The sequence below is a fragment of the Rhodococcus sp. IEGM 1302 genome, assembly GCF_030056935.1.
Classification (GTDB): Bacteria; Actinomycetota; Actinomycetes; order Mycobacteriales; family Mycobacteriaceae; genus Rhodococcus_F; species Rhodococcus_F qingshengii.
In genome coordinates this window covers 53799-66161 of record NZ_JASHKY010000025.1, presented here as the reverse complement: position 1 = coordinate 66161, position 12363 = coordinate 53799, and the positions used below count along the sequence as shown (strand labels likewise).

Here is a 12363-nt window from a genome sequence, read left to right as displayed (position 1 = left end):
GCCGATGTAGTTCAATGGTAGAACATCAGCTTCCCAAGCTGAATACGCGGGTTCGATTCCCGTCATCGGCTCCACAGATTCTCCGCAGTTCAGAGCCCTTTTGAGGCAGTCGAACTTCGCTTGTTTGGGACCCAATCCTGTGACAGGTACACGGCAGGTACACAACCCCTCCATTCAGTGATCAGTCAATGTGAATCCAACGAAAATGGGGGTGCTAGAGGACCGCGTCTCGGAATTCTGCAGTTCATCGATGCAGTCCGACTGGTCGTCCCCCGGCCTGAATCGGTGTCCATTGCGCGCACTGTCAGGAGAGTGCTGTCGACCTCGAAGCCGATGGTCGCCGGTACCTCGGTTCGTTTGCCGTCCATCAGTGATTCGAGCGCGACTACCAACCGATGGGGTTGGAAACTGTCTCCGCTCGGACTCCGCGCGCTTATCAGTTGAAGTTTTTGAAACCGATCTGCCGTAGCGCACCCGGACACCGGGGACCACAACTCATGCAAGAATGCAGATCTTCTCACAATCACAACTGTGAAAATACCCAAGTCCGTCAAAAATCACCTTCGAAAAGAATCAAGTACGTATTCTTCCTAAGTATCGGACGCCCTAACCGTAAGTGCCAATGTACGACCTCGCTCTGCACATTGAAAAACTCACCAACCTACATCTTGTGCCTGCTCGGATCATCCATGGATCAACCCATACACTCCGGATCCAGAGAGCCGGATAAAGCTCGAAGAAATACGCCAGTTTCGAGGACTGTCACATTAGCGTCGTGCTACCTTCCCGAAGATCTTTAGAACCGGCAGATTGGCCCCAATTCGATAGAAGGCCGTAAGTGTCCAGAGTCGAAACCTTATTCCCCGCAGCATCGCAGCGCCTTCCCTGGTTATGACGTTCGGAGCTACGGCTTCTCACGCAACTCCCAAACCGGGCAACTTTGGCGCAGGTGCTTCTGGTGGACCTTGGTTGGTGGACTACAACTCCTCGAATCGCCTCGGATATATCAGGACAGTCACCTCATTCGGTCCAGGCTCGCCCGCTTACATTGCAGGTCCCAATTTCGATAGCAGGACATCTGCCCTGTATGCAGTAGCGAATCTTGCCGGGCCCTAGACGGAGCGAGGAGGTGAATTCAAATGGATAACGTCCTCTTTGCTATCGTCAACATGATCGTGGCGATGGCGAACGGTTCCACGATCCCCTTCTCATTAGAAGGCGCAGGGCCACTAACCGCTCCCGACTTGTAGAGAAGATCGGCCGACCGCATGTGGATGACATTTTCAGCTCTGCCTGAAACCTGCATATCAGAAGATGCGTGGATCGTGCGGTGGTCACAAACATAAGCTCCCCTACCTGGCCAGGAAGGGGAGCTTATGTTTGACAGGTCTCAAATAGTCGGTCGAGGCCGCCCCGAATAGGATCAGCAACCGAATGTCACAGCGCCGACTGGTTTGATCACGCGAGTGTGCACCGTGAGCAGAATTCACACAGAGGTCGATTAATGTGCATCTGCTGAATCAGCCTCCTCAGCTCCGTTTGATCGAATACGTCTGCTGGCTCGAGTGCCCTTGCTACGGGGAGGCAAGCTACCGATCTCGGACGCGGGCGCTGTCTCTTGATGTTGATGTTGACCACGATGGACCTGTACCTAGTTGGCACTGACCAATTTAGGTCGTCGAACAGGTAGCCGGTGGAAGCGCTTCGGTCTTCGGCCTGATCACGAGCGGCCGCTATGTGGTGAGAATCGGTCGGTCTCCTCTTGAAATGTAGTCGGCGAATCGTTCAATTCCTGCTTGTGAGAAGCTTCCTCGACCTGCGCGTCTAAGTGCGGCTTCGACGAATGGGAGCGGTTTCCTGCGGTATGTGCGGTAGATGCTGTCGAGTACTGGTTGCAGTGCCCGGCGTGCGAGGTCTGCTGTTTCCGGGTCTGAACCCCCGAATTTCACTGTCACATTCGGCATAGATACCCCTGCTGGTCGAGTGTCCGATTCCCTGGCCGGAAGCGTACGTATCGGGATTGCAAATCAGTACAGAAACACCAAAACGGGGCGCTAAGTCCCTACTTGCGGTGGATACGACTCCGTCTTTGGGTTGACGAAAAGGGGCCCGACCGCCGCGTGCGGTCCGGCTTCCGTTCTACGACTACGGGTTACGCCCCTAAGCCGAGGCTGGTGGTTTCGCCTGCTTCACGGGTGGGTGGCGAACTGCCGATGCTGACGGGTGTTTGCGTCAACACATAGCGAACTCTCCATCGACAACGTCCATGCAGAATGACCCCCGCGACATAGTTGCCGCCTTCGACGAGGTGGCCGAATTCATTGAGGCGATAACTACCGGCCACCCGAAGGTGCCCCGTCCCGTGGTCGACCACCTAGATCGGCGGTTCCATGGTTTCGAAGAAGCTCAATGCCTGTGCGCAACGCCCCGGGATCTGGAAGTCGTAGCCGGTCTGCATCCAAGCTGTTCCATCAGCCTCTGCGATGAATGTCCCGATAGGCAGCGCTCGGAGACCCAAGTCATCGGTGCCAGATTCCGCGATCTCATTGCCAACATGCCCCACGATGTTCTATGGTTCATTACATGAGTAATGAACCAGTGAACATCGGGCATCGATCATCGTGATCGACGACGGACGACCACTGTTCCAGCAGATCGCCGAGCAGATCGAAGGCTCGATCATCGACGGCTCCCTGCCGGAAGACGGGCAGGTGCCCTCAACCAACGAACTGGCGGCGTTCCACCGAATCAATCCGGCGACGGCAGCCAAGGGCCTCAATCAGCTCGTAGGCGAGGGGATCCTCTACAAGAAACGGGGAATCGGAATGTTCGTCACGGTCGGTGCCCGCGACGCACTCAGGTTCAGACGCCGAGAAGCGTTCGCGCGCCAGTACATCGAGCCGCTGGTCGCGGAGGCCGACCGGCTCCAGATTTCCCTCGGCGAACTCAAATCCATGCTGGACGACTGGAAGGCGGACCGATGAACGCAAGCACGACAACGACCGAGCCCCGAGTCAGGCGTTTCGACGAAACTGAACTTGTCGCCTCGATGCGCTCCGTGGACAGAAAGTACGGGGATGTCGACGCGCTCGCGGACGTCTCGTTCGAGATCAGCCGCAACAAGATCTACGGCCTACTCGGCCGTAACGGCGCAGGCAAGACGACGATCATGCAGATACTGACCGGGCAGGACCTGCACACCCGCGGCGACGTCGAGGTATTCGGCGCTGCCCCGTTCGAAAATGCCGACGTACTGGCGAACGTGTGCTTCGTCAAGGAAAGCCAGACGTACCCCGAAGACCTCAAGGTCAAGCACGTACTCGTCGCCGCCGGCCATCTACTCCCGAATTGGGACCACGCGTTCGCCGAGACACTGCTCGACGACTTCCAACTTCCCCTCTGTCGCAAGGTGAAGAAGCTTTCACGCGGCATGCGGTCGGCATTGGGGGTGATCATCGGACTCGCCTCCCGCGCGCCCCTGACGCTTTTCGACGAGCCGTATCTCGGTCTCGATGCCGTTGCACGCCAACTGTTCTACGATCGCCTGCTTGCGGACTACGCCGAACATCCTCGCACTGTGGTGCTTTCGACTCACCTGATCGACGAGGTAGCCAATCTACTCGAGCACGTGATTGTCGTCGACGGCGGCCGGATTGTCGTCGACGCAGACGCGGATGCACTGCGTAGCCGCGCCGTGGTGGTATCCGGTCCCATTGATGCGGTGGATGCCGTTGCTGCGTCCGGCAGGGTCCTGCGCCGGGAGACACTGGGCGCCCACAGCCGAATCATGTTGCAGGCCGATGTGACAGAGACCGAGCGAAACCGACTGCGGGAGGCAGGAGTCCAAGTGGAACCGGCATCTTTGCAGGAACTTGTCATCGCGACTTCGACGCAGCGCAAGGAGATCACCGTATGAGTATCGCAACGACAGAGCCACGGACGGTCCCGAAGACGCCCGCTCGGTCCAGGATCGGTGCCGTCCTACAACTGCACACGGTCGCGTGGCCGTTGCTGATCGCCTGGCCGGTGGGCATCCTGTTGATCTCGTTCCTGATCAGCTTCACTATCTACGCGATCGTCGGGAACGAGGAGGGTGAGGGATTCACCGGCAGTGTGTTCTCGGTCTACGGTTTCGTGCTGGCGTTCTACCTCCAGTCGATGACGCAGACGTTCCCATTCGCGCTCGGACTGAGCGTGACTCGCCGCGAGTTCTTCACTGCCACCACGGTTATGGCGCTGGCACAGTCCGCAGTCTTCGCAATCGCGCTGCAACTGCTGTCCGTGCTGGAGTCCGCCACCAACGGCTGGGGTGTGCACATGCGCATGTTCGGCATCGCACGCTATTTCACCGACAACACCGCCGTACAGTTGCTCGCACTGTTCGCGACGCTGCTGCTGACCAGTTCGATCGCAATGCTGGCAGGTGCTATCTACCAGCGGTGGAGGATCACCGGTCTACTCGCCTCCCTCACCGGGCTTTTCGGCTTGCTCGGCTTGTCAGCGATCGCGATCACCTGGGCTGGGTGGTGGCCGGCGATCGGTTCGTGGTTTGTCGATACTCCCCGAGTGGTACCGATGGCACTACTCCCTCTGGCCCTTGCCATCGCGTGCATCGCCGGAGCCTGGGCGACGTTGCGTCGAGCAACGCCGTGACCGCGCAATCATGTGCGACGCCACATGTCGCGTCGTCTCGAAGTGCTCGTCGGATCAAACCCGTCTAGACAGCTCGTCCCCCTCCCTGAGTCAGGAAAGGGGGACGAACGTCGCAACAGGGTGCTATCTCGTCCCCGATTTGGTCCGCTCTACTGCCGAGCCACCCGCTCGACAAAACTCGAAGCCCGCAGCACCAGTTCATCTTTCCGGTTCTGGCGCGCAGCGGCGGCATCGTAGCCGGCATACGGGAGCGGGGGGTCGTTACGAACATTGGACGAGCACTGGAAGTCTCGGCAGATCAGTGTTCCGACCGTGCTGCCACGTCGACCGGCGGGCCCGGCCAACTTGGCGCCGTAGAAGACGACCTCGTTGGGGAGTCGCGTGTCGCGGCACCAGGAGCACTGGGCGCGCGATCGCGGAGTGGCCTCGGCTTGAACGAGCAAGACTCCGATGGTCTCCCCGTCGAGTGTCGGGACGATCGCGTAGGCGCGTCGGCCCATTTTCGGATCTCGCCAGCCCAGGTAGTCGAGAGCGTCGAAGTCGATGGTGCCGAAGCCGTCCGGCAGGGTGAGATCGGACTTCTCCTTACGACTCGCGTTGACGAGGCTGGAACGAATAGATGTATCGGTCAAAATGATCATGGGTGTATACCAATCGTGGCTCGGTGAAGGTGGGTACAGCTCATGGCCCGATCAGCACCAAGTGCTGTCGGGTCCGAAATGCGCTATCTGTCGCCGGCGAAGACGACGCCGACAACCCCCTCACGCCCATGGGGCGTCACCGTGTACGTATCCACACCGCGATGGTAGCTACAGGCCTGCGTTACAGGCCACTCGATTTATCAGTCACGCCATACCGCCGTGAACTCGTACCAAGGTCCGCCGAGGTGAGTTGCGGAGAAATCATCGAACCCCGATGGTGGGCCGCTGGGCGAGTACACCCACCCACTCGAGGTGATGAACATGCTGTCGTTGTCGATGAAGTAGACCTCATCCGGCCGCACGACATGGGCACTACTGATATCGAACTGGCCGATCTCGAGCTCTTCCACGGTCGATTCAGGCTGCTCCAAAAGACCAATCGCGATGGTCTCGAACTCTCCGCTCTTGTCGAGGAAAGTTGCCGGCGGCATCAACAACACCAGAGCTACTGCAGCGATGACGGCGATCGGGGAGGACAGAATCCACCACGACCACCGCCGGTCCTGGCCAAGGGCATAGAGGGTGCGGATCGCCCACACCAGACCGACCACGATCAAGATGAGCAGAGCCGCGGCGCTGACGAGGAAGGGATCCAACCATCTGTACTCCCCGAACGGCGAAGGCCACCAACCGTAATGCCGGCAGACCAACGCAATGAGCGGAACAACGGTGAATGCCAAAAGAATCGGCCCCGGTGGCTTGGACGACTCCGGAGGGTCAGCTACCAACCATTCACCCAGCGACTTCGGCCTTCTCATCACCCCACCGTATCTGCAGGTCATGGCAAAACTCAGCTACACGGCGAATACCTTTGCAGTACACGCACTCTCGTTCCACTCACAACAACCAACGTAGCGATCGGCACTCTCGCCGCAACCGACACAGATGGACAAACCTCACAATTCGCAGATTCAACGTGCCGATCATGCGACAATCGGACGGTGAACGAGACCGCGAGTGGAGTTTCGCACCCGCACCGACCGCGACTGCTGAGCGTCGGCGTCCTACTCTCCGCCGCCCTCCTGTGGTCCACTCCCCTCGCCGCTGCCGCGCCCACCGAACCTGGGCCGGCCAGTTGCATATCATTCGGAACCGCCCAACTGCCACCAGGTGCGCCCTCCGGTGGAGGTCGAGTCGGGTTGGCAAACCTACCGACATTCACCGGTTCAACCGCCCCCAGCTCGGTCCAGATCCGCACGCCAACTACGCAATTCAATCGTTTCTGGGACTTCGCGCTAGTCGACCACGACTTACTCGCTCGGCCGCGAGAGCCAGGCGCATCAACGGCTCAACCGTGGCGTTTCGTGCCGATGCCCGGGTGCCTGCGTGGACGATTGGTCGGGATATCACTGGACGACGACGAACTCGTCGCTGTCGACGACAACGGCTGGATCTACACGATGGACAACGCATCCCAGGATCCGCTGGTGTGGAATTGGACCTCGGCATGGGGCGCACCGCTGTGGAGCGGTCCCGGCCGACAACTCCCCGGAGACCACCCGAACGGGTGGGCACTGAGCGTCTCGTCGCCTTGGGACAACCAAACTTTCACCGACGTCGCAGGACGGATTCACTTCGTCGGACTCGCCAAGATGACGATGATCCCCACGTTGACCGGGGACGGCAGCCGGATAACCTACGCGGACCCGTGGCTGCCCAACGACGACAGCTACGAGATCGGCGGCCCGCTCGGCGGGCGATTCCAGGCGGACTCGCTGTCGGCGGCCGGATCAACCACTTTCGTGATGAACAAGTACGGCGACATGTACACCCGCACATTTGATTTCGATTCTTCGGGATCGGACTCGATCTTCTTCCGCTACAGCTGGGAAGATCAGTCGGACAAGCCGTCGGCACCCAACCTCGTGGCCGAAACACTGGACCGCAGCACCGCCGCGATCCAACTTCCGGCCCCCGACTGGGTGCACCAGCCCAAAATTCCCGGTGAAGTTACATCCGCGATCAGTGTGCACTCACTCGGTCCCGGCCTGAACCGGCGGGAGTTGCGTGTCGAGGGTCTCCGCGGCGCCGAATCCGGCTTCTGGCACAAGGATCTCGTCGGCGGCGACTGGGAGTTCACACCGACCGGCGCGTCCCTCCTCGGCACACTGATCGAAAACGCGCCGACAGACCGGTCGACGGATACCCTGTCCCCCGCTGCCCCTGGCACTTGTCCACGACCTTGCCCGCCCGCGACGGTGCCATCGACGGTCAGACTCTGATCGACATCGGGTTTCCGTACTCTGTGGTGGATCCGCGCATGCTCGACGCGATCGGCCAGCACGCACAACCGTCCGGATACCGACTGGACGTGGACCATTTCGACCCGGTCGCCACCACGCGGACCGCGACCGTGACTGCACCGGATGGCACGGTTCTTCCGGTCGTCCTGCACACCGCCGACGGACTACGGATGACTCCCCGCGCATCCGGCCTCGATGCCGATCCGCGCCACCTCGTCGGGGCAATCGAGATCCCGTCGGACGCGTACGCGGATCGGGCATCGAACCCCGCTCTGGACGCGTTCGTGCAGGACTGGATGCACGGAAACCCCATTGCCGCGATCACGCTCAGCGCCACCGACCACGACTTGGTGATCCGCTAGCCGAAAACAGCGCCGTCCACCATGTCGCCTCGATTAGGCTCAGCAGATGGTCGACACCACACCCGACGTGCCGATATCACCCGTCGACGCTGCGAGCTTCCAGCTCGGTGTGCACGTCCAGCCCTACCTGGTCACTATTGCCGGACTGCTCGCTCCTGGTGGCTTCGTCGATCGAGACGGTCGACCTGATCTAGTGCGACTTCACCGCACTCTCGCCGCTCACATCGCGCAGGAGCCGTTACTGCGGCAGCGACCGATCATGCGGAACGGGTCATGGTGGTGGACGGAAAACGACATCGACTTCGACCTCCATCTCTCGCTTGACGAACGCGGGCCTACAGAACCCGACTTCGAATCCGTCTGTGGTCGACTCGTGATGCAACCCCTCGACACCACCCGACCGTTGTGGCACATCGCCTTCGTTCCTGCAGCTCGACCGGGTCTGTGCGGCATTGTGATCCGAGTGCATCACGCGGTTCTCGACGGCGCCAGAGCCAGCGACCTTTTCGAGCGCTTGTTCGCCTCACCTGATTCGAAAAGTACCGACCCGGGCGCTCCCGTGCCGAACATCCCTCCGAAGGCCGCCGGTTCCCTCGACCTCCTCCGATTTCGAATCGGTACTTTCCTGCACCGGCCAATCCGATCACGGGTGTTGCTGGGCGCCATTGGTCCCACGAGATCGATCTCGTCCGTCAACGTCCGCACCTCTCTGATCGAGCATGCCGCGCAGCAAGCGGGAGGCACTTTGAACGATGCCTATCTCGTTGCGGTGGGCGGCGGACTGCGATTCATCCTCCAAGAATGCGGCGAGCCCATCCCCAAGTCGATTGCGGTATCGGTACCCGTCGCAGTCACAGCGATCGGTAGCGCACGCAATGCCGTCGGGTTCATGATCATCGACCTTCCACTTCGTGAAACCGACCCACAACGCACAGTCGCGATCGTCGCGAAGCAAACCGCTGCGGCCAAACCTTCCGCACGCGCTGCGGGAACAACCTTTCGGTCACCGCGTATCGCCGGCGTTTTCGACAAGCTCGCAAAGCGGCAGCACATGATCGGTGCAGTCGCGTCCAACGTCCATGGACCGCGCGGCCCGCTCACGCTCGACGGGGCAGCGCTAGTCGAACTCTGGCCTCTGGGCCCGTTGGCGGGCAATGTCCGCGTCGGCTTCACCGCAGCGTCCTACAACGACACATTCTGGATCGGAATCCAGGCCGATGCCGAGCATCTCCCACCTGCAAGCAAGATCGCCCGAGCCGTCGAACGGACTCTCGACGAAATAGCCGGCACTGCACACTGACTGGATCTACTGCCACTATCCGATGCACCTCGCCGCTTGGGCAACGGATACTGTCGAGACGTCTCGACAACATCTCCACTGATTCGAGCCTGCAAGCCGGTGTCGTCACGACACGATCGTCACGAGGAAGGCGAAAGATGTTCACACCTGCAGAATTCGGCAAGGTCTCGGTACTGGTTCCTGAGAACGGTGGTGCCGTCCCCTACGGGAACACCGTGGTAGTGCACGGATCTGAAAGCACGCTCGTCATCGACCCTTCGCTCTCCCTCGACCGCGACCCCGTCGGCGCAGACCTCGTATTCGTCAGCCACGGGCACGAGGACCACATCGCCGGACTACGCCATTTCGACACCCCGGCCTATGCGCACCATCTCGACGCACCCGCAGTCGCATCCCTCGACACGATGCTCACCAATTACGGCCTTCCTCCGAACGAACGAGTCGAGGTCCAGCAGTCGATTGCTACGCAATACGGCATACCCCCGACCCACGAGAACGTGTCGGGGATCGCGGGCGGCCACGTCTTCGACCTCGGCGACCGCACTGCGACAGTCATTCATTTGCCAGGGCACACCCGCGGACACTGCGGGGTCCTCGTCGAACCAGACGGCTTCTTCTACGTCGCCGACATCGACCTCACCTCCTTCGGCCCGATGTACGGCGACCTGGGTAGCAGCGTCAACGACTTCCTCGACTCCATCGACCACGTCGCAACGATCGACGCACGCTGGTACGGAACATTCCATCAGAAGGGCGTGGTCGAGGGCAGCGACGAGTTCCGTCGCCGGTTGTCCGCATACCGCGACAAATTACTGAGCCGCGAAGACCGTCTCATCCAATTCCTCGGCGAACCAAAACTCTTGGAAGACATAGTCGCTCATCGACTCGTCTACCGCCCCCACGTATCGGCCCCGTACGTCGACGCCGTCGAACGACGGACAGCTCAGCTACACCTCGAACGACTCATCGCATCCGGTGCCGTCACAGTCGACGAAGACAAGGTGTTTCGCCGGACCCTCTGACATCCCTGGCGAACTGATCGCGCCATTTCGGATACTTCCGAAAATCGGACCGAAGTTCACCGAAAAAATCTGGCACTCGAGGTTGCAGAGTGCCAGTTTGGCTGGTTATCATGTTCTCGCACAGTAAGTTCGGTCGCCGTCGAGGTGACGGTGACCTTTCTTAGACGATACGGGAGGTGTGTTGCTGTGCTTCGTTTCGATCCTTTCACCGACATCGACGCGATCACCAAGTCCCTGCTTGCCACCGGAACCGGCAGCAGCCGAAGTCCACGCTTCATGCCGATGGACCTCTACAAGATCGATGACCACTACGTCCTTCACGCCGATCTTCCCGGCGTCGACCCAGGATCAGTGGACGTACAGGTAGACGGCTCGACCCTCACCCTGACCGCGCACCGCAGCGCCATTTCCGAAGAGGGAGTGACGTGGCTGGCCGGTGAGCGTTTCACAGGAACATACAGAAGGCAGCTGTCCATCAGTGAGGACATCGATTCCGAACGGATCGTCGCCTCATACGACAACGGCGTGTTGACCGTGACCTTGCCGATCGCAGAGAAGGCGAAACCGCGGCGGATCGAAATCTCGTCGAGACCGCCGTCCCGCACCGCAAACTCCGAGGTGAAAACCCAAGGACAGATCGAAGCCTGACCTGAACGGCTTGCACGAAATCGACTGTACGAGAGCCTTTCATCCAGGAGGTCCACTATGCCCGCGCCAATCATGGCCCCCGCCGCAGCTCTGGCTGAACCGGTCGTCTGGAACGAAGACCCGCAGCGGCAAGGCTGGTGGAAGCGCATCCTCGCGGCCACCCCGCCCGAGAACCCCACCAACGAAGAATTTCAACCCTGACAAAACCAGACCGTGTTCGCCGAATACGGTCACCCACAAATGAATTGATGCCTTCCGTCCGTCCACCGAGGCGGACGGAAGGCATTTACAGGCGCTCTACACACGTTCAGCTCGATGAAGCCTTCCGGCCGAACCGAAGAGCCATCACCTGCAGCAGGTCAGGAACCGCCCGAAATGGGCGAAGCAGGACGAAACACTCACACAACAAGAACGAAGCTCGCCGCCACCTGCCAACCGTGACTCGTACGGTTGAAATGTAGACGTCAGTGACTGCGCTGACGCTTACCGACCTCGTCGGTCCCCTGAATTGTGTGGCCGTCGAGGTCGTCTCATGTCTATACCCAAACTGAAAGTGGTCAGCCCTCAACCCTCGTCGGAGGAGATGCCGTCGCCAGACCCTCCAGAAGGATTGCCAGACCGCGCTCGAGTTCGTCCTGCCCGTCGTAGTGAGCCATGATCGTAGCCATCGACCGCAGTCTCGGAAACTCGGCAAGCGCAAGCCGATGCAGACCGAGCCGCAAGAGATCGTCCGTCTCCTCGGGATTTTCGACTATTTCCTGAAGCTCGTTGAGAATGTGCCCGTTGAGGAAGCCGAACACTGCTCGGTAGATGTGTAATGCGTCTTCAGGAGTGAAACCGGCCCGTATCAGCAGTTCGAGAATCGCTTCGACGTAGCGCAACGTCCCGGGAGGACGCAATCCGAGCGGGGTGGACAGCGGCCGAGTGACCAGCAAAGGAACCACGTTGGGGTGCGCGAGCGCGAGGCGGCGATACCCGTACGCAACTGCGTGCAGCTGCCCCCTCCAGTCGCGATCGGACGGGTCGACGACCAGTTGTTCGAGCACGGTCTCGACGACCCCGTCCAGCAGGGCCGCCTTGTTGGCCGCGTACCTGTAGAGAGTCATCGGATTTCTGTCGAGCGCTTTGCCCAGTCGGCGCATGGAGAGGCCGTCGGCACCTTCCTCGTCGATGATCGCCAACGCCGTCGAGAGTACGAGCGCCCTGGTGAGGGGCTCCTCGCGGTCCGCGGCGGGAATCAAACCCTTAGTGCGATCTGGCGAGTGTCCGGTCATTCACAAAACATACATCGTATGCCTACGCGTTGACAGAACAGTACGGCTGGTTTACTGTTCGGATACGCCCTATGCATACAACGTATACACACATCGTATACCCGGAATGTCCGGATTTACGTGGGCGCTCATCGATACGTCCCGGCGCCGGAGTCGGCGC

At 60.2% G+C, this 12363-nt stretch carries 12 protein-coding genes and 1 tRNA gene; 10 read left to right on the top strand and 3 right to left on the bottom strand.

Features of this window, described 5'->3' with window-relative positions:
• The 4 genes from QM609_RS24300 to QM609_RS24285 all read left to right on the top strand — a co-directional run bounded on the left by QM609_RS24300 (position 1) and on the right by QM609_RS24285 (position 4653).
• A tRNA-Gly gene (locus QM609_RS24300) sits at positions 1 to 74 on the top strand.
• A 2547-nt stretch (positions 75 to 2621) separates the two neighbouring features.
• Positions 2622 to 2984 carry a GntR family transcriptional regulator gene (locus QM609_RS24295; protein WP_064114318.1) on the top strand — a complete coding sequence of 121 codons (363 nt, stop codon included), beginning with the start codon at positions 2622 to 2624 and terminating at the stop codon, positions 2982 to 2984.
• Positions 2981 to 3916 carry an ABC transporter ATP-binding protein gene (locus tag QM609_RS24290; protein ID WP_042452339.1) on the top strand — a complete coding sequence of 312 codons (936 nt, stop codon included), beginning with the start codon at positions 2981 to 2983 and terminating at the stop codon, positions 3914 to 3916. Before QM609_RS24295 ends, QM609_RS24290 begins: the two co-directional genes overlap by 4 nt.
• Positions 3913 to 4653, top strand: a complete 741-nt coding sequence (locus QM609_RS24285) for a hypothetical protein (protein ID WP_007726514.1) — start codon at positions 3913 to 3915, stop codon at positions 4651 to 4653. The genes QM609_RS24290 and QM609_RS24285 overlap by 4 nt, the downstream gene beginning before the upstream one ends.
• Before the next feature lie 149 nt (positions 4654 to 4802).
• On the opposite strand, the gene QM609_RS24280 is transcribed toward QM609_RS24285, so the two are convergent.
• The gene (locus QM609_RS24280) at positions 4803 to 5294 is read right to left on the bottom strand and encodes an FBP domain-containing protein (protein ID WP_007726512.1); all 492 of its coding nucleotides are present in this window, start codon (positions 5292 to 5294) and stop codon (positions 4803 to 4805) included.
• Between the two features lie 200 nt (positions 5295 to 5494).
• Entirely contained in the window at positions 5495 to 6112 is a 618-nt protein-coding gene (locus QM609_RS24275; protein WP_007726510.1) for a hypothetical protein, read from the bottom strand.
• A 183-nt stretch (positions 6113 to 6295) separates the two neighbouring features.
• Between QM609_RS24275 and QM609_RS24270 the strand changes: the two genes are divergently transcribed.
• The 6 genes from QM609_RS24270 to QM609_RS24250 all read left to right on the top strand — a co-directional run bounded on the left by QM609_RS24270 (position 6296) and on the right by QM609_RS24250 (position 11130).
• Positions 6296 to 7576 (top strand): hypothetical protein, encoded by a 1281-nt coding sequence (locus QM609_RS24270; RefSeq protein ID WP_306669380.1) that lies wholly within the window; start codon positions 6296 to 6298, stop codon positions 7574 to 7576.
• A complete protein-coding gene (locus QM609_RS29220; RefSeq protein ID WP_306170109.1) occupies positions 7525 to 7959 on the top strand; it encodes a hypothetical protein in 435 nt (144 codons plus the stop codon). Before QM609_RS24270 ends, QM609_RS29220 begins: the two co-directional genes overlap by 52 nt.
• Before the next feature lie 46 nt (positions 7960 to 8005).
• Positions 8006 to 9259, top strand: coding sequence for a wax ester/triacylglycerol synthase domain-containing protein (locus QM609_RS24265; protein ID WP_054780856.1), 1254 nt, complete (start codon positions 8006 to 8008; stop codon positions 9257 to 9259).
• Between the two features lie 137 nt (positions 9260 to 9396).
• Positions 9397 to 10281, top strand: a complete 885-nt coding sequence (locus QM609_RS24260; RefSeq protein WP_042452347.1) for an MBL fold metallo-hydrolase — start codon at positions 9397 to 9399, stop codon at positions 10279 to 10281.
• Between the two features lie 186 nt (positions 10282 to 10467).
• Positions 10468 to 10929, top strand: coding sequence for an Hsp20/alpha crystallin family protein (locus QM609_RS24255; protein ID WP_058038924.1), 462 nt, complete (start codon positions 10468 to 10470; stop codon positions 10927 to 10929).
• 57 nt (positions 10930 to 10986) lie between these two features.
• On the top strand, positions 10987 to 11130 hold the full coding sequence (locus QM609_RS24250) for a hypothetical protein (protein WP_165639161.1): 144 nt from the start codon (positions 10987 to 10989) through the stop codon (positions 11128 to 11130).
• Between the two features lie 356 nt (positions 11131 to 11486).
• On the opposite strand, the gene QM609_RS24245 is transcribed toward QM609_RS24250, so the two are convergent.
• Positions 11487 to 12203 (bottom strand): TetR/AcrR family transcriptional regulator C-terminal domain-containing protein, encoded by a 717-nt coding sequence (locus tag QM609_RS24245; protein ID WP_042452349.1) that lies wholly within the window; start codon positions 12201 to 12203, stop codon positions 11487 to 11489.
• Positions 12204 to 12363: the final 160 nt, after the last annotated feature.

What these genes read in the sequence shown, in the direction of transcription:
- QM609_RS24260 (WP_042452347.1), top strand. Translation starts at nt 9,397, where the DNA reads ATGTTCACACCTGCAGAATTCGGCAAGGTCTCGGTACTGGTTCCTGAG.
- QM609_RS24280 (WP_007726512.1), bottom strand. Translation starts at nt 5,294, where the DNA reads ATGATCATTTTGACCGATACATCTATTCGTTCCAGCCTCGTCAACGCG.
- QM609_RS24265 (WP_054780856.1), top strand. Translation starts at nt 8,006, where the DNA reads ATGGTCGACACCACACCCGACGTGCCGATATCACCCGTCGACGCTGCG.
- QM609_RS24245 (WP_042452349.1), bottom strand. Translation starts at nt 12,203, where the DNA reads ATGACCGGACACTCGCCAGATCGCACTAAGGGTTTGATTCCCGCCGCG.
- QM609_RS24250 (WP_165639161.1), top strand. Translation starts at nt 10,987, where the DNA reads ATGCCCGCGCCAATCATGGCCCCCGCCGCAGCTCTGGCTGAACCGGTC.
- QM609_RS24290 (WP_042452339.1), top strand. Translation starts at nt 2,981, where the DNA reads ATGAACGCAAGCACGACAACGACCGAGCCCCGAGTCAGGCGTTTCGAC.
- QM609_RS24275 (WP_007726510.1), bottom strand. Translation starts at nt 6,112, where the DNA reads ATGAGAAGGCCGAAGTCGCTGGGTGAATGGTTGGTAGCTGACCCTCCG.
- QM609_RS24285 (WP_007726514.1), top strand. Translation starts at nt 3,913, where the DNA reads ATGAGTATCGCAACGACAGAGCCACGGACGGTCCCGAAGACGCCCGCT.